Annotated in this window: 23 protein-coding genes; 2 read left to right on the top strand and 21 right to left on the bottom strand. The window is 69.9% G+C overall.

Annotated features, from left to right (window positions below; all coding sequences use genetic code 11):
* Window positions 1-11: 11 nt before the first annotated feature.
* From ACZ6JE_RS03130 to ACZ6JE_RS03035, 20 genes are all read right to left on the bottom strand, one after another.
* The gene (locus tag ACZ6JE_RS03130) at window positions 12-935 is read right to left on the bottom strand and encodes an RluA family pseudouridine synthase (protein ID WP_464318198.1); all 924 of its coding nucleotides are present in this window, start codon (window positions 933-935) and stop codon (window positions 12-14) included.
* On the bottom strand, window positions 932-1,543 hold the full coding sequence (gene lspA, locus ACZ6JE_RS03125; protein WP_464318197.1) for a signal peptidase II: 612 nt from the start codon (window positions 1,541-1,543) through the stop codon (window positions 932-934). Before lspA ends, ACZ6JE_RS03130 begins: the two co-directional genes overlap by 4 nt.
* Window positions 1,544-1,547: 4 nt before the next feature.
* Window positions 1,548-2,294 (bottom strand): DivIVA domain-containing protein, encoded by a 747-nt coding sequence (locus ACZ6JE_RS03120; RefSeq protein ID WP_192060438.1) that lies wholly within the window; start codon window positions 2,292-2,294, stop codon window positions 1,548-1,550.
* A 230-nt stretch (window positions 2,295-2,524) separates the two neighbouring features.
* Entirely contained in the window at window positions 2,525-2,818 is a 294-nt protein-coding gene (locus tag ACZ6JE_RS03115; RefSeq protein WP_192060439.1) for a YggT family protein, read from the bottom strand.
* Between the two features lie 80 nt (window positions 2,819-2,898).
* Window positions 2,899-3,432 carry a cell division protein SepF gene (locus tag ACZ6JE_RS03110; RefSeq protein WP_192060440.1) on the bottom strand — a complete coding sequence of 178 codons (534 nt, stop codon included), beginning with the start codon at window positions 3,430-3,432 and terminating at the stop codon, window positions 2,899-2,901.
* A 35-nt stretch (window positions 3,433-3,467) separates the two neighbouring features.
* The gene (locus ACZ6JE_RS03105) at window positions 3,468-4,166 is read right to left on the bottom strand and encodes a YggS family pyridoxal phosphate-dependent enzyme (protein ID WP_464318196.1); all 699 of its coding nucleotides are present in this window, start codon (window positions 4,164-4,166) and stop codon (window positions 3,468-3,470) included.
* A 2-nt stretch (window positions 4,167-4,168) separates the two neighbouring features.
* Complete coding sequence (gene ftsZ, locus ACZ6JE_RS03100) at window positions 4,169-5,332, bottom strand: cell division protein FtsZ (RefSeq protein WP_192060442.1); 1,164 nt, start codon at window positions 5,330-5,332, stop codon at window positions 4,169-4,171.
* Between the two features lie 137 nt (window positions 5,333-5,469).
* Window positions 5,470-6,201, bottom strand: coding sequence for a cell division protein FtsQ/DivIB (locus ACZ6JE_RS03095; RefSeq protein WP_243213979.1), 732 nt, complete (start codon window positions 6,199-6,201; stop codon window positions 5,470-5,472).
* Between the two features lie 448 nt (window positions 6,202-6,649).
* Window positions 6,650-8,080 carry a UDP-N-acetylmuramate--L-alanine ligase gene (murC, locus tag ACZ6JE_RS03090; RefSeq protein ID WP_192060444.1) on the bottom strand — a complete coding sequence of 477 codons (1,431 nt, stop codon included), beginning with the start codon at window positions 8,078-8,080 and terminating at the stop codon, window positions 6,650-6,652.
* Window positions 8,077-9,210, bottom strand: coding sequence for a UDP-N-acetylglucosamine--N-acetylmuramyl-(pentapeptide) pyrophosphoryl-undecaprenol N-acetylglucosamine transferase (locus ACZ6JE_RS03085; protein ID WP_464318195.1), 1,134 nt, complete (start codon window positions 9,208-9,210; stop codon window positions 8,077-8,079). Before ACZ6JE_RS03085 ends, murC begins: the two co-directional genes overlap by 4 nt.
* On the bottom strand, window positions 9,207-10,478 hold the full coding sequence (ftsW, locus tag ACZ6JE_RS03080; RefSeq protein ID WP_243213977.1) for a putative lipid II flippase FtsW: 1,272 nt from the start codon (window positions 10,476-10,478) through the stop codon (window positions 9,207-9,209). Before ftsW ends, ACZ6JE_RS03085 begins: the two co-directional genes overlap by 4 nt.
* Window positions 10,471-12,039 carry a UDP-N-acetylmuramoyl-L-alanine--D-glutamate ligase gene (gene murD, locus ACZ6JE_RS03075; RefSeq protein WP_243213976.1) on the bottom strand — a complete coding sequence of 523 codons (1,569 nt, stop codon included), beginning with the start codon at window positions 12,037-12,039 and terminating at the stop codon, window positions 10,471-10,473. The genes ftsW and murD overlap by 8 nt, the downstream gene beginning before the upstream one ends.
* The gene (gene mraY, locus ACZ6JE_RS03070; protein ID WP_192060448.1) at window positions 12,036-13,139 is read right to left on the bottom strand and encodes a phospho-N-acetylmuramoyl-pentapeptide-transferase; all 1,104 of its coding nucleotides are present in this window, start codon (window positions 13,137-13,139) and stop codon (window positions 12,036-12,038) included. Before mraY ends, murD begins: the two co-directional genes overlap by 4 nt.
* Window positions 13,136-14,536: a UDP-N-acetylmuramoyl-tripeptide--D-alanyl-D-alanine ligase gene (locus ACZ6JE_RS03065; RefSeq protein ID WP_464318194.1), complete on the bottom strand. Its 1,401-nt coding sequence runs from the start codon at window positions 14,534-14,536 to the stop codon at window positions 13,136-13,138. The genes mraY and ACZ6JE_RS03065 overlap by 4 nt, the downstream gene beginning before the upstream one ends.
* Window positions 14,533-16,083: a Mur ligase family protein gene (locus tag ACZ6JE_RS03060; protein WP_192060450.1), complete on the bottom strand. Its 1,551-nt coding sequence runs from the start codon at window positions 16,081-16,083 to the stop codon at window positions 14,533-14,535. The genes ACZ6JE_RS03065 and ACZ6JE_RS03060 overlap by 4 nt, the downstream gene beginning before the upstream one ends.
* A gap of 14 nt (window positions 16,084-16,097) precedes the next feature.
* Window positions 16,098-17,885 carry a peptidoglycan D,D-transpeptidase FtsI family protein gene (locus ACZ6JE_RS03055; protein ID WP_371740732.1) on the bottom strand — a complete coding sequence of 596 codons (1,788 nt, stop codon included), beginning with the start codon at window positions 17,883-17,885 and terminating at the stop codon, window positions 16,098-16,100.
* A 74-nt stretch (window positions 17,886-17,959) separates the two neighbouring features.
* Window positions 17,960-18,658, bottom strand: a complete 699-nt coding sequence (gene ftsL / locus ACZ6JE_RS03050; RefSeq protein WP_464318193.1) for a cell division protein FtsL — start codon at window positions 18,656-18,658, stop codon at window positions 17,960-17,962.
* On the bottom strand, window positions 18,655-19,605 hold the full coding sequence (gene rsmH / locus ACZ6JE_RS03045; RefSeq protein ID WP_192060452.1) for a 16S rRNA (cytosine(1402)-N(4))-methyltransferase RsmH: 951 nt from the start codon (window positions 19,603-19,605) through the stop codon (window positions 18,655-18,657). The genes ftsL and rsmH overlap by 4 nt, the downstream gene beginning before the upstream one ends.
* Before the next feature lie 102 nt (window positions 19,606-19,707).
* A complete protein-coding gene (gene mraZ, locus ACZ6JE_RS03040) occupies window positions 19,708-20,139 on the bottom strand; it encodes a division/cell wall cluster transcriptional repressor MraZ (protein WP_192060453.1) in 432 nt (143 codons plus the stop codon).
* 299 nt (window positions 20,140-20,438) lie between these two features.
* Window positions 20,439-20,843 carry a DUF3040 domain-containing protein gene (locus tag ACZ6JE_RS03035; protein WP_192060454.1) on the bottom strand — a complete coding sequence of 135 codons (405 nt, stop codon included), beginning with the start codon at window positions 20,841-20,843 and terminating at the stop codon, window positions 20,439-20,441.
* A 98-nt stretch (window positions 20,844-20,941) separates the two neighbouring features.
* Here ACZ6JE_RS03035 and ACZ6JE_RS03030 point away from each other — a divergent pair, with 98 nt between their 5' ends.
* On the top strand, window positions 20,942-22,063 hold the full coding sequence (locus tag ACZ6JE_RS03030) for a polyprenyl synthetase family protein (protein WP_243213972.1): 1,122 nt from the start codon (window positions 20,942-20,944) through the stop codon (window positions 22,061-22,063).
* A 60-nt stretch (window positions 22,064-22,123) separates the two neighbouring features.
* Here ACZ6JE_RS03030 and ACZ6JE_RS03025 read toward each other — a convergent pair whose 3' ends face one another.
* Window positions 22,124-22,483 (bottom strand): Rv2175c family DNA-binding protein, encoded by a 360-nt coding sequence (locus ACZ6JE_RS03025; RefSeq protein WP_341850017.1) that lies wholly within the window; start codon window positions 22,481-22,483, stop codon window positions 22,124-22,126.
* Between the two features lie 225 nt (window positions 22,484-22,708).
* On the opposite strand from ACZ6JE_RS03025, the gene ACZ6JE_RS03020 reads away from it, so the two are divergent.
* Window positions 22,709-24,028, top strand: coding sequence for a LysM peptidoglycan-binding domain-containing protein (locus ACZ6JE_RS03020; RefSeq protein WP_464318192.1), 1,320 nt, complete (start codon window positions 22,709-22,711; stop codon window positions 24,026-24,028).
* Window positions 24,029-24,060: the final 32 nt, after the last annotated feature.

Raw genomic sequence — 24,060 nt, 5'->3', positions numbered from 1 at the left:
GGAGGAACAGCCTAACTCTCACCGAGGACATCGAGCGCGTGTCGAAGATCGGCGGGATGGTCGGACCGGTAGACGACCTGCTCGCCCGTGCCCGGGTGCCGGAATCCGAGACTCACGGCGTGCAGCCACTGCCGGGTCAGCCCGAGCTTGGCGGACAGCGTCGGGTCGGCCCCGTACGTCGTGTCGCCCACGCAGGGGTGGCGCTGCGCCGACATGTGCACGCGGATCTGGTGCGTCCGCCCGGTCTCGAGATGGATCTCGAGCAGGGAGGCCGAGGGGAAGGCCTCGACGGTCTCGTAGTGCGTGACGGAGGGCTTCCCGTCGACGACGACGGCGAACTTCCAGTCCGACGACGGATGACGGCCGATCGGAGCGTCGATCGTCCCGGTCAGGGGATCGGGGTGCCCCTGCACGACGGCGTTGTAGATCTTGTCGACCGTCCGCTCGCGGAAGGCCTGCTTCAGCACGGTGTAGGCGCGCTCCGTCTTGGCTACCACCATGAGACCGCTGGTGCCCACGTCGAGTCGGTGGACGATCCCCGCCCGTTCGGCGGCGCCCGAGGTCGCGATGGCGAAACCCGCGGCCGCGAGACCGCCGAGCACGGTCGGACCCGTCCAGCCGACGGACGGATGGGCGGCGACCCCCACGGGCTTGTCGACCACGACGATCTCGTCGTCGTCGTGGACGATGCCCATGCCGGGCACGTCCAGCGCGACGATCGAGGGGCCTTCTCTCGGGGTCCACTCGACCTCGAGCCATGAGCCCGCCTCGAGCCGGTCGGACTTGCCGACCGTTCGGGAGTCGACGGACACGCCTCCGGCGCTCACGACCTCGACGGCGAACGTCCGGCTGAAGCCGAGCAGCTTGGCCAGGGCCGCATCGACCCTCTCGCCTGCCAGACCGTCGGGCACGGGCAGCGAACGGTACTCGCTCACGAGCGGTCCACCGGGGCGTCGACAGGAGGCGCGGTGCCGGTCGACGCGGCGTCCTCCGCCTCGCGGTCGAGCTCGCGCTGCCTCTTCTTCGAGAGCACACGGGTGCCGTCGAGGTTGACCCCGAGGAGGGTCAGCAGCAGCAGCAGGCCCATGCTCGACACGATGAAGATGTCGGCGACGTTGAAGATGGCCGGCAGGAGGTCCGGGAAGTACAGGAAGTCGACCACGTGCCCCATGCCGAACGACGGTTCGCGGAAGAGACGGTCGGTGAGGTTGCCGAGCGTGCCGCCGAGGAGCATGCCGAGCATGACGGCCCAGGCGCTCGAGCGGATGCGACGGGCGAAGACGATGATCGCCACGACGACCGCCGCGGCGGCGAGGGAGAAGATCCAGGTGGAACCGCTGGCGAGAGAGAACGCCGCGCCCGGGTTCTTGACGAAGTGGAGCTGGAAGAAGGTGCCGACGACGTCGATGGTGCTGCCCTCGGTCATCGTCGTGGTCACGAGGTGCTTGGTGAGCTGGTCTGCCGCGTAGACGCAGACAGCGACGAAGGCCAGCGCCGCCAGGAGGCGGACGCTGACCTTCGTCGAGGGGGTGTCGGGTGCCAAGACCTTAGTTGGACCCGAAGCCCTGCGCGCTGGCGGGGGCGACCGGCTGGTTCTCGCCGGTCGACTCTCCGTCGAGCTCGCGCAGCTGACCCTCGATGTAGCTCTTGAGCTTCTGACGGTAGTCGCGCTCGAACGTGCGGAGGTCGTCGATGCGACGCTCGAGTCCCGTGCGCTCGGTGGCGAGCTTCTCGAGGGTCTCGCGCTTCTCGGCCTCGGCCGTCTGGACGACGTCGCGGGCTCGGGTCTCGGCGTCGGAGACGAGCTCGCGCTTCTTGGCCTCGCCCTCGGCGACGACGCGTGCCGCGGTGGAGTGACCCTCGGCGATCAGCGCGTCGCGCTTCTCGACGCCCTCGCGGACGTGCTCTTCGTGCAGGCGGCGAGCCAGCTGCAGGAGGTTGTTGGTGCTCTCGGTCTCGTCGGCCGACGGACCGACGTAGGCCGGCGCGGCGGGTGCGACGACCGCGGCGACAGCAGGCTCGGGGGCCGGTGCGGGCTCGGGTGCGGGGACCGAGGCCGGAGTCGGCGCGACAGGCGCTGCGACGGCGGAGACCGGAGCAGGCGCCTGGCCCTCGTCGTCGCGGGACTCGCCCGAGTCGAGACGCTGACGCAGCTCGTCGTTCTCCTGGTTGAGGCGACGAAGTTCTGCGACCACCTCGTCGAGGAAGTCGTCGACCTCGTCTTGGTCGTAGCCCTCGCGGAACTTCGTCGGCTGGAACCGCTTGTTGACTACGTCTTCAGGCGTCAAAGCCATTGCCGTCACCTCGTGAATCTCGTGGATCGATTGATCGTGGTCTCAGTCGATCGTGGTCTGTACCGGTCGCCGTGTGGCGTGACCGACGTATGGGTCGTGCTGTCGCATGGGTCCTGCTGTGGTGCCGCGAGACGCCGGGACGGAGTCTCGGAGCCGGTCGGGGCACCCGACGTTCATGTATACCGTAGCGAACATCAGAGATGCGGGTGCAGCGACGCGGCGTGCCGCCGTCAGCGGAGGTAGGACGTCACGCTCATGAGGATGATGACGGCGAGCATGATCAGACTCCAGCCGAAGTCCAGGGCGACCGAGCCGAGTCGCACCGGCGGCAGCACCTTCCGCACCGCCCTGATGGGCGGGTCGGTCACGGTGTAGGTCACCTCGGCGAGCACGAGGACCGGGCCGCGAGGTCGCCACCCGCGGCTGAACGACTGAGCCAGGTCGAGGACGAAGCGAGCCCACATCATCAGGAAGAACAGGAGCAGCAGGTAGTAGGCGATCGTGGCGATCAGAGAAACGATCATCGGGGTGTCATCAGCTCACACGAGTCGGCGCGGTCGTACCGCGTTCAGAGAGGACGGCGTGGCGGCGGCGCCTCGACCCGTCAGGACTGGGCGAAGAAGGACGCCTCGATGTCGGACTCTACCTCAGCCTGCTCGCCGCTGACGGCGATGTGCGCGGGCGAGAGCAGGAACACCTTGTTGGTGACGCGCTCGATCTTGCCGTACAGCCCCTGCGAGAGGCCGCTCGCGAAGTCGACGAGACGACGGGCGTCGGCCTCGGTCATCTGCGAGAGGTTGATGATGACGGGGATCCCGTCGCGGAAGCTCTCGGCGATCGCCTGGGCGTCCTTGTACTCGCGCGGGTGGACCGTGAGGATCTCGTTCATGTCGTGAGGCACCGTGTTCTTCGTCGTGGTGGTGGTCGAGGCGCGACGCAGGGGCGTCACGGGAGCGCGAGGTGCGGTGGGAGCCGGTGCGGCCACCGGGGCGACCGGAGCCACGGGCGACGTCGCCGCGGCGGAGGGCTGGCGGGCGGGCTGCGTCGGAGCGGCAGCGGCGGGCGTCTGCTCGTCGTACTCGAGTTCTTCGTCGGCGAGGCCCAGGTAGACCATCGTCTTGCGCAGCGGGTTGGCCATGTGTTTCCTCCGGATCGTGGACGTCTCCCCCGACATTAACGAGCAGGCGGCCGCATTCCCGTGATTGCCGTGCCGATTCGTAGGTGTGTCGCGCCTTCCGCGACGGCCTCGGCGAAGTCGCCGGACATCCCCGCCGAGATGTCGCCGGCCTCGGGCGCGATCGAACGCACCCGGTCGGAGATGACCCGGAGGCGCGCGAAGGCCGGTCGCGCCGGCTCGTCGAGCGGGGCCACGGCCATGACGCCGCGCAGCCGCAGGCCGGGCGTCGACACGATGCGTTCGGCCAGAGCCTCGACGTCGGCGGGTGCGACACCGCCGCGACCCGGATCGTCGGTGAGGTTGACCTGGACGAACCCGTCGACGAGTGTGCCGTCGTCGGCGGCCAGCGCGTCGACGACGCTCGCCCGGTCGAGCGAGTGGACCGCCGCGGCGTACCGACGGGCCTGACGCGCCTTCTTGGACTGCAGCTGCCCGACGAAGTGCCAGCGGAGACCCTCGAGACCGGAGAGGTCCGCCGCCTTGACCTGCGCCTCCTGGTGGCGGTTCTCACCGACGTCTCGGACCCCGAGGTCGTAGAGCCTCGAGACGAGCTCCGCCGGGTGGAACTTCGTGACGACGATCGTCGTGACCTCGTCGGGCCGACGACCGGCGGCCCGGACGGCATCGCCGACGTCGGCGGCGACCCGGGCGAGGCGAGCCTCGAGGTCACCGCCGACGGCGGGTTCGACCGACACCCCTACTTGAGGAAGTCGGGCACGTCCAGGTCGTCGTCTCCGTCGTCGAAGACGGGGTCGGCGGCCTGGGTGGACGCGGTGTCGTCGGGGCGCTTCCAGGACGGCGTGTCGTGCGTCGCACCGCTGTCGGCGATGGCGGAGACGCCGGCGACGGACGCCGACGCGGGAGCCTCGGACTCGACGAAGCTCGAGCGGCGCTCCTTCGTCTTGGTGGAGGGCTCTCCGCCGTCGAAGCCCGCGGCGATGACCGTGACCCGGACCTCGTCGCCCAGGGTGTCGTCGATGACGGCGCCGAAGATGATGTTGGCCTCGGCGTGCACGGCCTCCTGGACCAGGCGGGCCGCGTCGTTGATCTCGAAGATTCCGAGGTTCGAACCGCCCTGGATGGAGAGCAGCACGCCGTGGGCGCCGTCGATGCTCGCCTCGAGCAGAGGCGACGCGACGGCCAGCTCGGCCGCCTTGATCGCCCGGTCGGCACCGCGCGACGAGCCGATGCCCATCAGCGCCGAGCCGGCTCCCTGCATGACCGACTTGACGTCGGCGAAGTCGAGGTTGATCAGACCGGGGGTCGTGATGAGGTCGGTGATGCCCTGGACGCCGGCGAGCAGCACCTGGTCGGCCGTGCCGAACGCCTCGACCATGCTGATGCCGCGTTCGCTGATCTCGAGCAGACGGTCGTTGGGGACGACGATGAGGGTGTCGACCTCGTCCTTCAGCGCGGCGACCCCGGCCTCGGCCTGCGCCTGGCGGCGCTTGCCCTCGAAGCCGAAGGGCTTCGTGACGACGCCGATGGTGAGTGCGCCGATCGACTTCGCGATGCGCGCGACGACCGGGGCGCCGCCCGTGCCGGTGCCGCCACCCTCACCCGCCGTGACGAAGACCATGTCGGCGCCTGCGAGGGCCTCTTCGATCTCTTCCGCGTGGTCCTCCGCCGCGCGGCGACCCACCTCTGGGTCGGCGCCCGCACCGAGACCGCGGGTCAGCTCGCGTCCGACGTCGAGCTTCACGTCGGCGTCGCTGAGCAGGAGCGCCTGGGCGTCGGTGTTGATCGCGATGAACTCGACTCCGCGGAGCCCGAGTTCGATCATGCGGTTGACGGCGTTGACGCCACCGCCGCCGACACCGACGACCTTGATCACGGCTAGGTAGTTATGGTTCGTTGTCACGTCCGGGCCTCCGCTGAAACCTTAACTCGTAAGTTGAAGGTTAAGGTTGTACATGGTATGCAAGTTATGCAGTCACAAGGTATGTGCCGCGACCGGGACCCGACAACATCGTGGCAGGCGTGTCGCGAACGGCATGATCAGATGGGTCGGATGATGCCGTTGTCGGGCGCCGAGACGTCGTACTCGACCGAGGCGGAGGCGTCTCTCGAAGCCTGATCGGCCATCAGACCGGCGAGGACCTCCGCCTTGCGGTCGGAGTGCTCGTCGCTCCCCCAGACGACCCGCTGACCGGTGGTGAGGGTCAACGTCACATCGTCGGCCGTCGACGCCGTCACCCGGTCCACCGTCGATCGGAGGGCGGCGGGCAGGGCCAGCAGCACCTCCGTCGACGCACGGAAGGCCGTGCCGTCGAGCGGGGCCCCGGCGACGTCGACGAGGGGCACGCCCTCCTGACGCGCGTCGAGGCGCTGCACGACGATGCCCGCCGGGTCGACGAGCTCGAACGCGTCGCCGTCCGCCACCGTCGCGATGGGTTGACGCTCGGTGATGCGGATCACCAGGGTGTGGGGAGGCGCGGTCTCGGTCACGTAGCTGGCGATCAGCGGGAACGCCTCCAGCTCGCGCGTGATTCGGTCGAAGTCGATGCGGGCCAGAGGCGTACCCAGCTGGTCGTCGACGGCCGCCTGCACCGCGGCCGCGTCGACCCGGTCGGTGCCGTCGACCGTGATCGTCTGCAACGAGAGGAGGGGCGAGAAGACGGCGACGCCGACGGATGCTCCGAGCAGTGCGGCCACGACCGCGACCGAGGTCCAGGTCGCCCGACGGTGCCTCGACCGACGGGTGAAGCGGCGGACCTCGAGACGCTCCACGCGCCTCCTCTGCCGGGACGCACGCCGACTCGCCCGCCGGGCGTCGGACGCTCGACGACGCGCCTCGTCGCGCGACGTGTCGCGCGTCGGCAGGCTCACGGGCTCCGACGGCTCGCTCTTCGTCGGCCGCGGTCCATCCGCTGCGCTGTCACCGTCGCCGCCCGACGGTCGACGGTCGGACATCGAGGCCGATGCCGACCCGTCGGCGCCGGATTCCTCCCCGGGGTCGACCGGTCGCGACGAGTCGTCCCGTGAACCGGGGAGGCGCAGCGCACCCAGCCGGGATCGCAGACGACCCGGGGTGGATCCCTCGCCTGGCCCGTCGGATGCAGCCCCCGGGGTCTCGCCTCCGGTCGGCGCGTCGGATCTCGGCGCGGGGCGGGCCGAGGGGTCGAATCCCTCGGGCCGCTTCACGACCGGTCCCTGACGCCGGGGCTGGTCGGTCGAGTCACGCTCCGGTCTTTTCCGACACGGGATCGACGGGCGCGGCGCCCGCGTCGAGCGCGGCGAGCAGCTGCGGCACGATGCGGTACACATCGCCGCAGCCGAGCGTGATGACGAAGTCGCCGTCGCGGGCGACCTCGGCCGTGCGCACGGCGGCGGCCTGCCAGTCGGAGACGAAGTCGACCCGCGAGGGGTCGGCGAAGCGCTCGGAGACCAGCGCGCCCGTGACTCCCGGCTCGGGGTCCTCCCGCGCGCCGTAGACGTCGAGGACGATCGTGTGGTCGGCGAGCGACTCGTAGGTCTCGGCGAACTCTCCGGCCATCATGCGGGTGCGGCTGTAGAGGTGCGGCTGGTGCACGGCGATGAGCCGCCCGTCGCCCACGACGGACCGCGCCGCCTGCAGCGCCGCCGCCACCTCTGTCGGGTGGTGGGCGTAGTCGTCGTAGACGCTGACCCCGGCGACGGTGCCGTGCAGCTCGAAGCGGCGCTCCGTGCCACCGAAGGTCTCGAGTCCGGCGACCGCCGCCTCGGGGTCGACGCCGAGGCCGATCAGCACGGCGAAGGCACCCGCCGCGTTGACGGCGTTGTGCACCCCGGGCACCCTCAGCTGGACGGGGCGCTCGGTGCCGGCGTGATGCAGGGTGAACGACACCGGTCCGACCGTCGCGACGTCGCTCAGACGCACGTCGGCCCCGGCGTCGAGTCCGAAGGTGACGACGTTCGAGTGCTCGAGCGCGGCTCGGACCCGGCGGGCGCCGGGGTCGTCGCTGGAGATGACGACGAGTTCGGAAGCCGCACCGGCGAACTGCACGAAGGCCTCGTCGAACGCCTCATGCGAGCCGTAGTGGTCGAGGTGGTCGGCGTCGACGTTGGTGACGAGCGCGACGGAGGTGTCGTAGAGCAGGAACGAGCCGTCGGACTCGTCGGCCTCGACGACCACGAGCTCCTCCGTGCCGCCCCGAGCACTCACGCCGAGGGACTGGATGACTCCCCCGTTGACGAAGCTGGGGTCGCGGCCGGCCGCCAGGAGCGCGGTCACGATCATCCCGGTGGACGTCGTCTTGCCGTGCGCGCCGGCGACGGAGACCAGGCGCTGACCGCCGATCAGCCAGGCGAGCGCCTGCGAGCGGTGCAGCACGGGGAGCCCCTTCGCGAGGGCGGCCCGATACTCGGGATTGTCCTGCCAGAGCGCCCCGGTCACCACGAGGGTGTCGGCGTCGCCGAGATTGGCGGCGTCGTGGCCGATCGACACGGTGGCGCCGAGATCGCGCAGGGCCTGGACCCCGGGAGTGTCGCGGATGTCCGAGCCGGTCACCTCGTGCCCGGCCGCGAGGAACACCCGGGCGATGCCGCTCATACCCGATCCGCCGATGCCGACGAAGTGGACGTGACCGAGTTCGGTCGGGATCTGCTGGCTGAGGTCGGGCTTGATCATGAGTTCTCGTCGTTCGTCGCGGGGGTTCTCGCCGGTGCGTCGGCGGTGGATCGGTCTCGAGGTCGCGCCGCGTCGACCACGAGGTCGACGGTGCGGTCGGTGCCGTCGAGGACTCCGACCGTCGACGCCTGCACCGCCATGTCGGCGATCCGCGAACGGTCGAGGAGCAGAGGCACGAGGGTCGAGGCGACCCACTCGGGTGTGAAGTCGGCGTCGACGACCAGCACCGCGCCTCCGGCCTGGACGACGTCGGTCGCGTTGTGGCGCTGCTCGCCGTTTCCGACCGGGTAGGGCACGAGCACGGAGGGCAGACCGAGGGCGGTGAGCTCGCTCACCGTCGCCGAACCCGAACGGGACACGACGAAGTCGGCGGCGGACAGTGCGAGGTCCATGCGGTCGCAGTAGCGCAGGAGGTGGTGGTCGGGCAGGTCGCTCGGCCCCAGATCCGACTTCGCCCCGGTGATGTGGAGGATCTGCCAGCCGGCGCCGAGCACGGAGGCTGCGGCCGTCGACATGGTCTCGTTGATGCGCTTCGCACCGCTCGACCCCCCGGTCACCAGAAGCGTGGGCTTCGACTCGTCGAGCCCGAACTCGGCCACGGCCTCGGAGCGGCTGGCCCGACGGTCGAGGGTCTCGATCTCGTGACGCAGCGGCATGCCCACCTGGCGGCCGTGACGGAGCGACGTCGAGCGGAAGACCGTTCCGACGTGCGAGGTCAGGTACGAGCCGAGGACGTTCGCGATGCCCGGCTTCGCATTGGCCTCGTGTACGACGAAGGGGACCTTCGATCGCCACGCCGCCATGTAGGCCGGGGCGGACGCGTACCCGCCGAATCCGACGACGACGTCGACGCGGTGTCGTCTGAGGAGCTCGCGAACACCCTGGACCGCCTGGACGAGCCGAGAAGGGAATCGCAGAGCGGCCGCCGAGGGTCGACGCGGGAACGGCAGACGCGGGACGGTCAGCAGCTCGTAGCCCCGCAGCGGGACGAGCCGCGCCTCGAGGCCCTCGGCCGTTCCGAGCACGAGCACGACGGCATCGGGCTCGCGGAGGCGGATGCGGTCGGCCACGGCCAGGAGCGGGTTCACATGCCCGGCGGTTCCTCCGCCGGCGAGAAGGTACGTCGTCACCGGAGAGACCCTACTCGTTGACGACCGACGGTCGGGCTCGGCTCCGACTCCTCCGGATACCGGGCGAACGAGAGGACGACGCCGATCGCCACCAGGGTGACGATCAGAGCGGACCCGCCCGCCGAGATCAACGGCAGGGGCACCCCGAGCACCGGCAGCAGGCCGAGCACGACGGCGATGTTGATGAGGGCCTGTCCGACGATCCAGGCCGCGATGGCCCCCGTGACGACGCGCACGAACGGGTCGCGCGTCTTGCGGATGATCTTGATGAACGCGATGGCCAGCACGACGAAGAGGGCCAGGACGACGACCGCGCCGATCAGTCCGAGCTCTTCGCCGAGCACGGCGAAGATGAAGTCGTTGTCGGCCTCGGGCAGCCACGACCACTTCGCCTTCGAGTTGCCGAGCCCGACCCCGAAGAGCCCGCCCGAGGCGAGCGCCCAGGTGCCGTGCAGGGACTGCCAGCAGATGCCCTGATAGGCGCTGTCGTCGCTGCAGCCGGCCATCCAGGCGGCGATCCGGTCGTTGCGCGACACCGATCCGAACGCGATCATCGGGACGACCACGGCCAGGAGGGCGATGGGGATGAGCAGGTAGCGCAGCTTGATGCCGGCGAACCAGACGGCCCCGAACACGAGCAGCAGCATGACCATGGTCGTGCCGAGGTCTCCGCCGGCGACGACCAGGCCGACCGCGACGAGCACGACGGGCACCAGCGGGATGGCCAGGTGGCGCCAGTCGTCGAGGAGGTCGCGCTTGACGGCGAGGATCATGCCGAGCCAGATGGCGAGGGCGAGTTTGACGGCCTCGGACGGCTGAGCGGTGAACGAACCGAGGTCGATCCAGTTGCGGTTGCCGCCGACCTCGATGCCGAGACCGGTGAAGACGAGCAGCTGGAGCACGAGGGTCGCGCCGAGGATCTGCCATGCCCAGCGCTTCCAGAACCAGATGGGGACGCGCGAGACGATCAGCATCAGCGGGATGCCGACCGCGGCGTAGATCCCCTGGCGCACGAACGAACCGAAGAACGAGGTCTGACCGGAGGCGATGTACGACTCCACCGACGACGACGAGAGGACCATGACGAGACCCAGGACGACGAGGAACAGGGTCGTCCCGAGGATCACGAAGAACGAGCCGGTCTCGGCCGCGAACAGACGCTTCACCGCGACGACCGCCGCGGCGGGGCGCCCCGACGGGTCGGTCGAGTCGGTGTCGGCACCCGGATCGGTCGTCGGGCGGGAGCGGCGCCCGGTGAGGTCAGCCAAGCGGCGACGCGGGAGGCTGGACGGTGGATGGGCCATCGGCCGTGCCTCCCGAGTGGTCGTGGACGGCGGAGGAGAATGCCCTGCCGCGCGCGGTGTAGTCGCTGAACTGATCGAACGATGCCGCCGCCGGGGCCAGCAGGACGACATCGCCGGCCTGCGCGGCCTCGGCCGCCAGCCTCACGGCCGTCGGCATCACCTGCTCAGTGTCGGTCGCCTCGACCTCGAAGACGGGCATGTCGGGCGCGTGTCGCGCGAAGGCCTGGACGATGCCCAGCCGGTCGGTGCCGATGACGACCGCGGCCCGGACCCGGTCGACGGACTCCTCGACGAGCGGTTCGACGTCGACGCCCTTGAACACGCCGCCGACGATCCACACGACCGACGGGAAGGCAGCCAGGGAGGCGCGCGCCGCATGCGGATTCGTCGCCTTCGAGTCGTCCACCCACGTGACGCCGTCGGCCTCGCCCACGACCTCCATCCGGTGGTGGTCGACCCGGAACCCCGCCAGCGCGGTCTTGATCGACACCGGGTCGACACCCGCGGCCCGGACGAGTGCGGCGGCCGCGAGCACGTCGGCGACGAGGTGGTCGGCGCCGAGGCCGACCTCGTCGAGGGCCGTCGTCGTGGTCAGCTCGAGCGCGCTCGTCCGGCGGGCCGCCAGGAACGCACGGTCGACGAGGACTCCCCCGTCGTCGCCGGACACCACGCCGAAGTCGCTCGGACCGGGCGCCGACAGGCCGAAGCCGATCGCACGGCAGCCCTCGGCGACGTCGGCGTCTTCGACCATGCGCCGTGTGGCGTCGTCGCCCTTGTTGTAGACGCAGGCGCGGACGGCGTTCGAGTAGACCTTCGCCTTCGCGTCCCGGTAGGCGTCGGCGCCCCCGTGCCACTCGAGGTGGTCGTCCTCGAGATTCAGGCAGACGGCCGCGAGCGGCCGCAGCGCGCCGGGGCCGTCGAGCGGCAGGCTGTGCAGCTGGTGACTCGAGAGCTCGACGACGAACAGATCGTGACCCTCGGGGTCGCGCACCGCGTCGAGCACCGGCACGCCGATGTTCCCGACCGCAGCGGCCCGCCTGCCGTCGGCGACGGCCATCGCCGTCGCGAGCTGCGTGGTGGTCGTCTTGCCGTTGGTGCCGGTGACCAGGAGCCACTCGGCGACCCGCGAGGTCTTGTCGCGGACGCGCCACGCCAGCTCGACGTCGCCCCAGACGGCTGCCCCGCTCTCGTTCGCCCAGCGGACGAGCGGGTGGTGCGGCGCGAATCCCGGCGAGACGACGACGACCTCGGGGGCGAAGGCGACCAGCGCCTCCGGAGCGGTCGACATCTCGGGTTCGATCAGCAGCTCCGCCCCGATCAGGTCGAGGAGCTCGGCGCGATCGTCGTCGACGGCCGGCGCGAGCACCACGACGCGTGCGCCGAGCTCGGTCAGGGTGTCGGCCACCGAGAAGCCGGTGACCCCCAGCCCGAGGACGGCCACGCGGAGACCCGACCAGTCGGCGTGCCAGCTGTCGAGACCGAGGAGGCGCTGGGCGGGTCCGCCGTCGAGAGGTGCGTCGGTCATGAGGTGCGGGAGATCCATTCGAGGTAGAACACGCCGACGCCGGCGGCGACGAAGAGCCCGGCGATGATCCAGAACCGGACGACCACCGTGACCTCGGCCCAGCCCTTCAGCTCGAAGTGGTGATGCAGCGGACTCATCAGGAAGATCCGCTTGCCCTTGGTGAGCTTGAAGTACGCCCGCTGGAGGATGACCGAACCGGTGACGACGATGAACAGGCCGCCGATGAGCACGAGGAGCAGCTCGGTGCGGCTGAGGATCGCCAGGGCGGCGAGGGCGCCGCCGAGACCGAGCGACCCGGTGTCGCCGAGGAAGATCTGCGCCGGGGAGGTGTTCCACCACAGGAAGCCGATCAGACCGCCGCAGATGGCCGCGGCGACCACGGCGAGGTCGAGCGGGTTGGCGACCGTGTAGCAGGCGGATCGCGTCGTCTCGTCGAGGCGCGTGCTGAAGCACGACTGGTTGAACTGCCAGAAACCGATGAAGATGTACGACGCGATGGCGAGGATGGAGGATCCGGTCGCCAGACCGTCGAGCCCGTCGGCGACGTTCACGCCGTTCGACGTGCTGACGGTGATCAGCACGACCCAGATCAGGAAGAGCCCACCGCCGATGATGCTGCCGAAGAACATGAAGTCGAGCCACGGGATGTCGCGGATGCCGGAGATCTTCGTCGACGCGGGCGTCAGACCGTTCTCGTTCGGGAACGAGAGGGCGAGGATCGCGAACACCGCGCCCACGACGACCTGACCGATGATCTTCGCCCAGCCGCCGAGACCGAGACTGCGCTGGTTGCGCACCTTCAGGAAGTCGTCGAGGAAGCCCACGGCCCCGAGACCCACCATGAGGAACAGCACGAGCAGACCGCTCGAGGTCAGCTCGTCCTGTGCGACGAGATGGCCGACGAAGTAGCCGATCACCGTGCCGAGGATGAGGACGATGCCGCCCATCGTGGCGGTGCCGCGCTTCGTGTGGTGCGACTGCGGACCGTCGTCGCGGATGAACTGGCCCCAGCCGAGACGGTGGAACAGCTTGATGAACAGAGGCGTCATCAGCAGCGTGAAGACGAGGGAGACGGCTCCCGCGATCAGGAGGGCGATCATGCGTCGACCCCCGCGAGACGGTCTCCGAGGAACCTGAGCCCCGCGGACTTGGACGACTTCACGAGCACGACGTCGCCGGTGCGGAGTCCGGGATGGAGGAGGTCGTACGCCTCGTCGATGGTGTCCACGAGCAGTGATTCTCCGTCCCAGGAGCCCTCGAGCCCAGCTGCCATGTGGATGTGCCGCGCGGCCTGACCGACCACGATCAGCTGCGAGATGTTGAGACGCACGACGAGGCGGCCGATGCGGTCGTGCTCGTCACGGGCGAATTCGCCCAGCTCGGCCATCTCGCCGAGGACGGCGATGGATCGGCCGTCGGTGGGCGTGATCTGGGCGAGGGTCTTGAGGGCGGCCGCGACGGAGTCGGGACTCGCGTTGTACGCGTCGTTCACGACGGCGACCCCGCCCGGTGCCTCGAAGAGCTCCATGCGCCAGCGCTCGGCTCGGGCCACGCCCTCGAGGACGGTGGCCGCCCGATCGAGATCGACACCCCACTCGCCCACGACGGTGAGCGCGGCCAGGGCGTTCATCACGTGATGCTCGCCGAGGATGCGCAGAGCGACACGGCGACGCAGGTCGCCGTGCTCGAAGACGAAGGTGGTGCCCCCGGCCGTGACGTCGACGTCGGACGCCCGGTAGTCGGCCGTCGGGCTCTGCCCGAAGGTGACCACGCGTGCCGCCGTGACGGACGCCATGCCGGCCACGCGTTCGTCGTCGGCGTTCAGCACGGCGGTGCCCGACTCGGGGAGGTCGGTCACCATCTCGGCCTTGGCTGCCCGAGTGCCCTCGATCCCGCCGAAGCCGCCCGCGTGAGCGAGCCCCACCTTGAGCACGACACCCGTGTCGGGGCGGGCGATGTCGACCAGACGGGCGATCTCACCCGGGCCGGCCGCGCCCATCTCGACCACGAGGTACTCGGTCGAGTCGTCGATGCGCAGCATCGAGATCGGTGCGCCGACGTGGTTGTTGAAGGACCCCTCGGGAGCGACCGTCGGAGCGATGTCCGACAGGATGGCGCGGAGCATGTTCTTCGTGCTCGTCTTGCCGTTCGAGCCGGTGATGCCGACGACCTTGAGTCGGCCGTGACGGCGCACGCGCTCGACGACGGCAGCGGCCAGACGCGAGAGCGCCACGATGCCGTCGTCGACGACGATCGTCGGGACATCGGCCTCGACCGGCTGCTCGGCGACGACGAGCGCGGCCCCGTTGGAGACTGCGGCGTCGACGAAGAGGTGACCGTCGGTGACCTCTCCGCGCAGGGCGAAGAAGATCGACCCCGGGGTGACGAGACGCGAGTCCGTCTCGACGGAGCCGTCGAGGACGAGCCCGTCGACGACGGCGCCGCCGAGGGCTCCGCCGGTGATCTCGGCGATCTCGTGAGCGGTCAGCGCGATCATTCGGCCCACCCGGCCTCACGCAGGGCCGCACGGGCCTCGTCGCGCGCCGAGTAGGGCGTGCGCTCACCCCGGATGTCGCGGTAGTCCTGGTGACCGGGGCCTGCCCAGAGGATCGAGTCGCCCTCGCCCGCCAGCGCCACGGCGGCACGGATGGCCGCCTCGGGCGGACTCACCTCGTGGATCTCGTGCTCGGGGTAGGCCTCGCGCGCAGCGTCGACGAGCGTGCGTCGGATGGCTGCGGGGTCTTCGAACCGCGGGTGGTGATCGGTGACGACCAGGATGTCGGAACCGGCGGCTGCGACGCGGGCCATCTCGCCGCGCTTGGTGGTGTCGCGGTCGCCGTCCGCGCCGAAGAGCATGACGACCTTGCCGGTGGTGAAGCGCCGGACCGCGGCGAGGGTGGTCAGGAAGGCGTCGGGGCTGTGCCCGAAGTCGACGTACACGCTGGGCCCTCTGTCGCCGGAGACGCGCTCGGTGCGACCGGGCAGGTACGCGACGATGCCGCCCTCCGTCTCGAGCGCCTGGGCGATCGCCCCGAGCTCGAAGCCCGCCTCGACGAGCATGACGATCGCGAGCGCCGCGTTGGCGACCATGTGCCAGCCGATGAGCGGGACCCTCGTCACGAGCGACCGGTTCTCGGGGCCGGTCAGGCGGAACTCGGTGTAGGCCGCCTGCTCGTCGACGATCTCGACCGTCCAGTCCGCCTCGACGTCGGGCAGGACCGTGATCGTCGTCAGCGGGATGCGGGCGTTGTCGACGACGCGCTGACCGTAGGGCGAGTCGAGGGAGATGACGGCGCGCTTCGCCCGATCGGGTTGGAAGAGCGGCAGCTTCGCATGGAAGTACTCCTCCATGTCGGCGTAGTCGTCGAGGTGGTCGTGACTGAGGTTCGTGAATGCGGCCACGTCGAAGACCAGCCCGTCGACGCGATTGCGGCTGAGAGCCTGGGCGCTCACCTCGACGGCGACCGCACGGACCTCGCTTTCGCGCATCCGCGCGAGAAGAGCGTGCATCTCGCTCGCCTCGGGCGTGGTGAGTCGGCTGACGACCGTGAGGTCGCCGATGTGCCTCTCGGCGGTGCTGCTCAGACCGGTGACGAGCCCGAGCTGGCGGAGGATGCCCTCGAGCAGGTACGACGTCGAGGTCTTGCCGTTCGTGCCGGTGACGGCGAACAGCAGGGGTGAGCCCTCGCCGCCCGTGCGGTAGATCCAGGCGGACACGTCGCCGAGGGCGGCGCGCGGCGAGTCGACCAGCACGACGGGCAGGCCCGACTCGCGCGCGATGTCGAGACCGGCCTGGTCGGTGAGCAGAGCCACCGCACCGCCCTCACGGGCCTGGGCGGCGAACTCGGCACCGTGTCGGTGCGCGCCGGGCATGCCGACGTACAGGTCGCCGGGGTGGAGGTCCGCCGTGCTCAGCGTGACGCCCGTGACTTCGATGCCGTCGAGGGAGCCCTCGTGCTCGAGTCCGAACTCGCTGACCAGTTGGGCGAGGGACCTCGCCGACGGATGTTCCGGTCGGAGGACCGGGGGGATCCGGGCGTTCAATGAATCCTCTTCTCTCACCAGGTCTCGGCGATGTCCGGTGCCGGCTCCGTCGACGGAGGGACGCGGTACATCTCGAGGGCCTGGGACATGATCTTGTTGAAGGTCGGCGCCGCGGCGGCCGACGTCTTGATGGTACTGGGCTTCGTGAAGGTCACGACGACGACGAACTGCGGGTCTTCGGCGGGGGCGATGCCGGCGACCGACACGATGCGGTCCGAACCGTAGCCCGTGCCGTCCGACTTCGCCACTTCGGCGGTTCCGGTCTTGGCCGCGACGCGGTAGCCGGGGATGGTCAGGACGTCTTTGAGGTCGCCGTCGCTGACGACCTTCTCGAGCATGTTCACCGTCGTATCCGCCGCGTACGACGAGACGACCTGGGTGCCCTCGGCGCTCGGCGTCTGAGACACCGAGCCGTCGGGTGCCGTGCACTTCTGCACCAGGTTCACGGGAAGCCGCTGACCGTGGTTGGCGAGGGTCTGGAAGACGCTCGCCAGGTGCACGGCCGTGGTGGAGACGCCCTGCCCGAACATGGAGTTGATGCTGGTCTGCTGATCCCAGTCGGAGACGTTGCGGACGCCCTGCGTGGGCTCGCCGAGGAACCCCACGCCCGTGGGCTCGTTGAGCCCGAACTTCAGCATGTAGTCGTACCTGGCCTGCGCCGGCAGGTTCTCGCCGAGCAGCGAGATGCCGACGTTCGACGAGTCGCGGAGGATGCCGGTGAGCGTGAGGTTCTCGGTCGGGTGGAACACCGCGTCGTGGATCGAGCCACCCCAGGGGAAGCTGCGCGAGTAGGGCACCGTGGCCGGGCTCGTCGGGGTGGCCGTGCCGGAGTCGAGGAGCATGGCCGCGGTCATCGCCTTGAACGTGGACCCGGGCTCGTAGGAAGCGGTGAACGCCTTCGATCCGAGGTCATCCACATCCGTACCGTCCACGTCGTTCGGGTCGACGGCCGGGTAGTCGGCCACGGCGAGGAGCGCGGCGGTGTCGGCCTTCATGACGACCGCCGTCGCCGACTCGGCCCCGATGGCCTGCGCCTGCTCGGCGAGCGACTGCTGCGTCATGTACTGGAGATCCTTGTCGATCGACAGCGTGAGCGCACCGCCGGGGACGGCTGCCTTGTCGGTCACGGTGCTGCCGGGCAGCTGGACCCCGTCGGCGCCTCGTTCATAGGTCTGGCTTCCGTCCGTGCCGGCCAGGCACTGGTCGGCGCTGAGCTCGAGACCCGCCTGCGGACCGTCCGTGCCGATGAACCCGGTCAGGTTGCCAGCCACCGATCCGTTGGGATACGTCCGAGCCGACTGGCGCTCGTAGTAGAGGTAGGAGATGCCGCTGTTCTTCAGATCGCGGACGGCGCGGAAGGCGTCGACGTCGACCCCCTTGACGAGGTACGCGAAGTTCGCGGTGGGGTCTTTCGTGATGCTCTCGTACATCGCGTCGGCGTCGCCGCCGGTGATCTCGGCCACCTGGGCCATGACCTGCTCGACGGTGAGCGTCTTCTTCGTCTTCTCGCCGTCCGCGTCCTTCTCCGTGATCGTCCGCGTCTTGGCGAATGCCGGTGCCGCGGTGATGTTGTAACGCGTCACGCTGCCGGCGAGGACCGTGCCGTCGGAGGCCAGGATGTCGCCGCGATCTCCGTAGATGACCTGGCTGATCTCGCGCTTGTTCTGCGACTGGTCGTTCAGCTCGGCCGCCTGGACGAGCTGGATGTCGGCCAGTCGGACGACGAACACCCCGATCAGCGCGATCACGAGGGCCATGGCCAGGGTCGCTCGAAGCCGGCGGCTGCGGGGTGTTGCGTTCACGAAGGATTCCTCACCGCGGCGGGCCGTGCTGCCCCGACCGCTGTCGTCGTCCGGTGGCCCGGACGGGGATACCGCTAACGGGTCTGCGGAGCCGCCAGCTGATTCGGGTCAGACGCTACCGACTGCTCGGGCGATCCCTCGCTCGGCGCGCCCGCCACTGCGGAGTCGGTCGCCGACGCGGCCGACCCCGCGGAGGCGACCGTCGTGTCGGACGCCGAGGTGCCCGAGTCACCCGCGCCTGCGGCCGCGACGGACGGCGCGACCTCGGCCGGTGCGCCCTCGGTCGGTGCCGCCTTCTCGGGAGCGGTCGCCAGGGGGACGCCGTCGAGGAGGGTGTTGGGGATGAGATTGTCGGTGCCATCGGCCTCACCGTCGGCGGGTGACGGCTGACCGTGCACGACCCCGGTGGAGGGATCGAGGTAGACGGGGTTGGAGTTCCGCACCATCCCCAGCTCCTCGGCGTTGTTCGCCAGGTTCTGCGGAGACGACAGCACGTCGAGGCGCTCGGAGTACTTCTGCTGGTCACGCGTGAGCTCGGTCTGCGAGGCTTGGAGCGCCGAGATCTTGTAGGCCCCGTCGCTCAACGCGATGCTGATGGCCAGCTGCGCGAGGAGGAGGACGAAGAGGGCCGCCGTTGCGACGAGTGCGTAGGCGATCTTCGGCCGGGCCCGCCGTTGCGCGCGGCTGGCGACGATCTCGACCGGCCGAGCACGGGGGCCGGGAGCTGCGTCGACGAGGGGCGTCGGGTCGACGAGGGCGAACTGGCTGCTCATGCTGATCTCCGGATTCGTTCGGCTGCGCGGAGGCGCACGGGTTTGGCCCGGGGGTTCCGGTCGATCTCTTCCGCTGAGGCCAGTTCGGCTCCGCGGACGAGGAGTCGGAACTCGGGGCGGTGCTCGGGGAGCTCGACGGGCAGGCCCTGCGGCGCCGTCGAAGTCGTGCGGGCCGCCAGCTCGCGCTTGACGAAGCGGTCTTCGAGGGACTGGTAGGCGAGCACGACCATGCGGCCAGACTCCCCCAGCCGGTCGAGGGCGACGGGTACCGCCGCCTCGAGGGAGGCGAGCTCGCCGTTGACCTCGATCCGGAGGGCCTGGAAGACCCGCTTGGCAGGGTGACCCGCGCGCTGAAGGGCCATCGGCGTGGCGGCGACGAGGAGGTCGACCAGCTCGCCGCTGCGGGTCAGCGGCGAGTCGACGCGACCTTCGACGATGCGACGGGCGTAGCGGGGAGCCAGCTTCTCTTCGCCGTACTGGTAGAAAATGCGACGGAGCTCGGACTCGGGGTACTCGGCGAGGATCGTCTCGGCCGTGACCTCGGACGTCGGGTCCATCCGCATGTCGAGCGGTGCGTCCTTCGAGTACGAGAAGCCGCGCTCGACCCGGTCGAGCTGCAACGACGACACCCCGAGGTCGAAGAGCACTCCGTCGACCGTGCCGATGCCCAGGCCGTCGAGCGCGTCGCCGATGCCGTCGTAGGTCGTGTGCACGAGCCTGGCGCGGTCGCCGAAGGGCCGCAGACGATCGCCGGCGATCTCGAGGGCCTGCGTGTCGCGGTCGAGGCCGACGACCGTCAGCTCGGGAAATCTCGCGAGCAGGGCCTCGGTGTGACCACCCATGCCGAGCGTGCAGTCGACGGCGACGGCGCCCGGTCGACCGAGCGACGGGGCGAGCAGCTCGAGCGTGCGGTCGAGGAGGACGGGGGTGTGGATCTGTTCTGCCATGGCGATGTCGGCTCGTGTTCTCAGGCCCTGATCCCCATCCGTCCCGACCTGGCACCGGGGAAGGTGCGCCAGGGCGGACGGCTGGGAGTCGGGGCCGAAGACCTAGAAGAGGCCGGGGATCACCTCCTCCGTGGTGTTGGCGAATGCGGCCTCTTGGGCCTCGTAGTAGGTGTTCCAGGCGTCGGTGGCCCAGATCTCGGCGCGGTTGCCGGCGCCGATGACGGTGAGCTCGCGCCCGAGACCGGCGTAGTCGCGCAGCTGAGCCGGGATGGTGACCCGGTTCTGCTTGTCGGGGATCTCGTCGCTGGCACCCGACAGGAACAGGCGCATGTAGTCGCGCCCCTCTTTGCTCGTGATGGGCGCCTGTCGGATCCGCGAGTGCATGTCCTCGAACTCGCGCTGCGAGAAGACGTACACGCAGCGCTCCTGACCGCGGGTCATGACGAGGCCGGAGGCCAGCTCGTCACGGAACTTCGCGGGAAGGATGATCCGGCCTTTCTCGTCGAGCTTGGGCGAGTAGGTGCCGAGGAACATGCGCCTCGCCCCCTCCCGCATCGCACCCGGTGGCGCCATGTACCTCCACTTTACTCCACAACCCACCACTCGACAACGAAAAGCCCCGTTCTGGGCACAGAAAAACCCCCTCGATCGCCGCTGTTCAGCGGATCGAGGGGGTGGAGGAAGAGGGAGCAGCAGGACTGCCGGAGGAGCGGGTCGACGAGCTGGAGCACGTCCCATCGCCGAAACGGCCGGTCTCAGAGCCCCGTGCACGCCGAAGGGGCCGGCCCGGAGGCCGACCCCTGAGATCGGTGGAGCGCTGTGGAGGAAGTCGGTTACCGACCACCGTCGCCGTCGTTGCGGCGATCCCAGCGCTCGTTGAGGCGGTCCATCATGCTGGCCGACGACCTGCCGGATGCGGTCGTCCGAGTGCTCGACGACCGGGACGAGCTCGGCGGCGGCGGGACGGACGCGCCCTTCCGCTTCGGCGGGGCGATGGCGAAGAGCGCACCGGCCACGACGAGGACGAACCCGAGGACGCCGACGAGCGGCTGGCGCAGGATGACCCCGGCGACGATGACGGCGATGCCGAGCAGACCGCCCAGCACGCCGACGACGACCATCGTGTAGTTCGGTCGACCGCGGCCACTGCCGACGGCCGCCACGAAGTCGGAGTCGTTGCTGTAGAGGCTGCGCTCCATCTCGTCGAGGAGCCGCTGCTCCTGTTCGGAAAGTGGCATCTTGGTGTTCCCTTCGAGCACAGGCCCTACGACCTCGGGATCGACGCGTATGAGTAGCTGGCAGTGTATGCCTGAGTGCTGTCGCTAGGCTAGGCAGCGTGGCTGAGAGTACGCGGTTAGTGGACGTCGTTCAAGAGCGGATAGACCAGTTCCTCGAGCGGCAGCGGCCGGTGCTCCGCGCCATCGCTCCGGACCTCGATCCGTTCGCGGTCTTCTCCAACGATCTGCTGCGCGGCGGCAAACGGTTCCGGGCGCTCTTCTGCTACTGGGGCTGGCAGTCCGTCGCCGGTCTCGACACGGGGTTCGACCCCATGGGCACGCCGCCCGACGCACGCTCCCTCGACGCCGTGATGGGCGCCTCCACGGGGCTCGAGTTCTTCCACGCCGCGGCGCTCGTCCACGACGACATCATGGACAACTCCGACACCCGGAGGGGCATGCCGTCCGCGCACCGCCGATTCGAGCGACTGCACCGCGAGGGCTCCTGGCTCGGCGATCCCACCCCGTTCGGCACCTCCGGGGCTCTCCTGATGGGCGATCTGCTCCTGGCCTGGAGCGACGAGCTCATGTCCGAGGCGTTCGACGGGCTCGCCTCCCGCGACGCCGCTCGGGCGGCCAGGGCCGAGTTCAACCGCATGCGCACCGAGGTCACGGTCGGGCAGTACCTCGACATCCTCGAGGAGAACGCCTGGCGCACGGTCGACGACATCGACCTCCTCCCCCGGGCGCAGCGGGTGATCGTCTACAAATCGGCCAAGTACAGCGTCGAGGCGCCGCTCACCATCGGCGCGGCGATGGCCGGAGGCTCCCCCGAGGCCCTCGAGTCGCTCCGTCACTTCGGCCTGCCGCTCGGAATCGCCTACCAGCTGAGAGACGACCTCCTCGGCGTCTTCGGCGACCCCGAGGTCACGGGCAAGCCCGCCGGCGACGACCTCAGAGAGGGCAAGCGCACCGTGCTGGTGGCCATGGCCCGGCGCTCCCTGCCCGCCGGCGCCGTCCGTCTGCTCGACGAGCTCCTCGGCGACCCCGAACTCGACGACGACCAGATCTCGATGCTGCAGGCGACCCTGCGCGACTCCGGCGCGGTCGACGCCGTCGAGCAGTCGATCAGCGACCAGGTCGAGCGAGCCACGCACGCCCTCGACCGCTCGGGGCTCGCGCCGTCGGCGCGCGCTCAGCTCACGCGCCTCGCCGACACGGTCACACGCCGGACGTCGTAGCGCACCGCGGGGGCGGCGACTCCGCAGTCGGCATCGTCGGCGGAGCGACCAGCGGCTGCGTCAGAGGAGACCCTGTGCGACGCGTCGGACCTCGGCCTTGCGACCGGCCCGGAGGGCCTCGATGGGACTGGTGGCAAGCGACTCCTCCGTCGACATCAACCAGTCGAGGGTCTCCTCATCGCTGAACCCGTTGTCGTGCAGCACGGTGATCGTGCCCCGGAGATCGCTTCGCGGCTGACCGTCCACATCGAGGAAGACCGACGGGGTCCGCAGCGCGCCAGCCACCTTGGCACCCACGAGGGCGTGGTCGTCGAAGAGGCGACGGACCCGACTGACGCTCATGCCCGTCTTCTCGACGAGGTCGGGCACCGCCAACCACTCGGTGTCGGAGAACCAGGACTGCGCAGAGAGATCGATCACCGGTCAACCTTGCCATGCCCGGCGGCGACGTGCCTCCTCGCCAATGACACCGACCTCAACAGTCACTGCAGCCACAGCAGCCACAGCAGTCACACCAGTCAACGGAGTCACAGCAGTCACGGTGATTGACTTGACACACCACCTGTGTCAACTTGATATCTTCGAGACACGCCGTCCGAATCAGGCCGACGGCGCGCTCGCCCCCCGAGACTCGAGGATCACCGCATGAACGACAGCCCGACGACGAGCGCCTTCGGCCGCATCGACACAGCCGGTGACGACCAGCGTGCGACCGGCAAGATCGCTCGCTCCATGCTCAACACCGTGCCGATCATGCTGGTCGGCTCCATGGCACTGGGCCTCGGTCTCACAGGACCGATCTCGTCGCTCGACGACTCGGGCGACAAGGTGAAGAAGCCCCAGGCCGCTCCCAAGCCGGTGCTCCCCGCCATCGAGACGGCCGGGGCGACCGTCGTGGAGGAGGCCGTGGTCGAGCTCGCGTCGACCCGCGCCTCGGTCATCGCCCCCTCCTCGTACACGGTGAAGAAGGGCGACACGGTCGCGACGATCGCCGGGTCGTTCGGACTCAGCACCGCTTCCGTCCTGGCCCTCAACGGCCTCAGCTGGAAGTCGACGATCTTCCCCGGGCAGAAGCTGAGCCTGACGACCGCGGGGTCCGGTGCTCAGCCGACCCGCGCCTCCTCGGGAGCCGCCCGCAGCTACACGATCAAGCGGGGCGACACGCTCAGCTCGATCGCCGGGGCACACGGCGTCGGCACCTCGGCCCTCCTCGCGGCCAACGGCCTCGGCTGGTCGAGCATCATCTACCCCGGTCAGAAGCTCACCGTCCCGGGCGGCTCGACGCCGAGCACCGCCGCACCGCGGAAGACCGCGACACCTGCGCCGTCCACGTCGTCGGCGACCGGGTCGAAGTACACGATCAAGTCGGGCGACACGATCGGTCGCATCGCGTCGGCGACGGGCACGAGCGTCTCGGCGCTGCTGTCGGCGAACGGCTTGCGCATCACCAGCACCATCTACGCGGGCAAGACCCTCACGATCCCCGGTCGCGGCGCGACCTCGGCCCCCACCACCACGCCCGCCGCCACATCCGCCACTCCGAGGCCCGCCGGCACGTCCCTGAGCGCCGAGCAGGAGCGCAACGCCCGGGCGATCATCTCCGTCGGTCGTCAGATCGGCGCGAACGACCGCGCCATCGTGATCGCCCTCGCCGCCGCCGCACAGGAGTCGAGCCTCCGCAACATCGACCACGGCGACCGCGACTCGGTCGGGCTCTTCCAGCAGCGTCCGAGCACCGGGTGGGGCACCCGGGCTCAGCTGCTCGACCCGACGCACGCCACGAAGCTGTTCTTCGGCGGCGCGACCAACCCCAACAAGGGCTTCACCCGGGGCCTGCTCGACATCAAGGGATGGTCGTCCATGTCGCTGACGAGCGCGGCGCAGGCCGTCCAGATCTCGGGTCACCCGACCGCGTACGCCAAGTGGGAGTCGTCGGCCGCCTCCTGGCTGGCCGCTCTGGGCTAGGCCGCATGATCTCCCCGCCGGGCGACTTCGGC

The sequence above is a fragment of the Frigoribacterium sp. AC759 genome (genome assembly GCF_979256015.1).
The sequence above is the reverse complement of the archived record's forward strand: the minus strand, read 5'-3'. Positions and strand labels throughout refer to the sequence as shown.

Coding starts and splice junctions, on each gene's coding strand:
- ACZ6JE_RS03120 (WP_192060438.1), bottom strand. CDS start 2,294: ATGGCTTTGACGCCTGAAGACGTAGTCAACAAGCGGTTCCAGCCGACG.
- ACZ6JE_RS03115 (WP_192060439.1), bottom strand. CDS start 2,818: ATGATCGTTTCTCTGATCGCCACGATCGCCTACTACCTGCTGCTCCTG.
- ACZ6JE_RS03110 (WP_192060440.1), bottom strand. CDS start 3,432: ATGGCCAACCCGCTGCGCAAGACGATGGTCTACCTGGGCCTCGCCGAC.
- murC (WP_192060444.1), bottom strand. CDS start 8,080: ATGATCAAGCCCGACCTCAGCCAGCAGATCCCGACCGAACTCGGTCAC.
- murD (WP_243213976.1), bottom strand. CDS start 12,039: ATGACCGACGCACCTCTCGACGGCGGACCCGCCCAGCGCCTCCTCGGT.
- mraY (WP_192060448.1), bottom strand. CDS start 13,139: ATGATCGCCCTCCTGATCGCGGGAGCCGTCTCCCTCGTCTTCACGCTG.
- ACZ6JE_RS03065 (WP_464318194.1), bottom strand. CDS start 14,536: ATGATCGCGCTGACCGCTCACGAGATCGCCGAGATCACCGGCGGAGCC.
- ftsL (WP_464318193.1), bottom strand. CDS start 18,658: ATGAGCAGCCAGTTCGCCCTCGTCGACCCGACGCCCCTCGTCGACGCA.
- rsmH (WP_192060452.1), bottom strand. CDS start 19,605: ATGGCAGAACAGATCCACACCCCCGTCCTCCTCGACCGCACGCTCGAG.
- mraZ (WP_192060453.1), bottom strand. CDS start 20,139: ATGTTCCTCGGCACCTACTCGCCCAAGCTCGACGAGAAAGGCCGGATC.
- ACZ6JE_RS03035 (WP_192060454.1), bottom strand. CDS start 20,843: ATGCCACTTTCCGAACAGGAGCAGCGGCTCCTCGACGAGATGGAGCGC.
- ACZ6JE_RS03020 (WP_464318192.1), top strand. CDS start 22,709: ATGAACGACAGCCCGACGACGAGCGCCTTCGGCCGCATCGACACAGCC.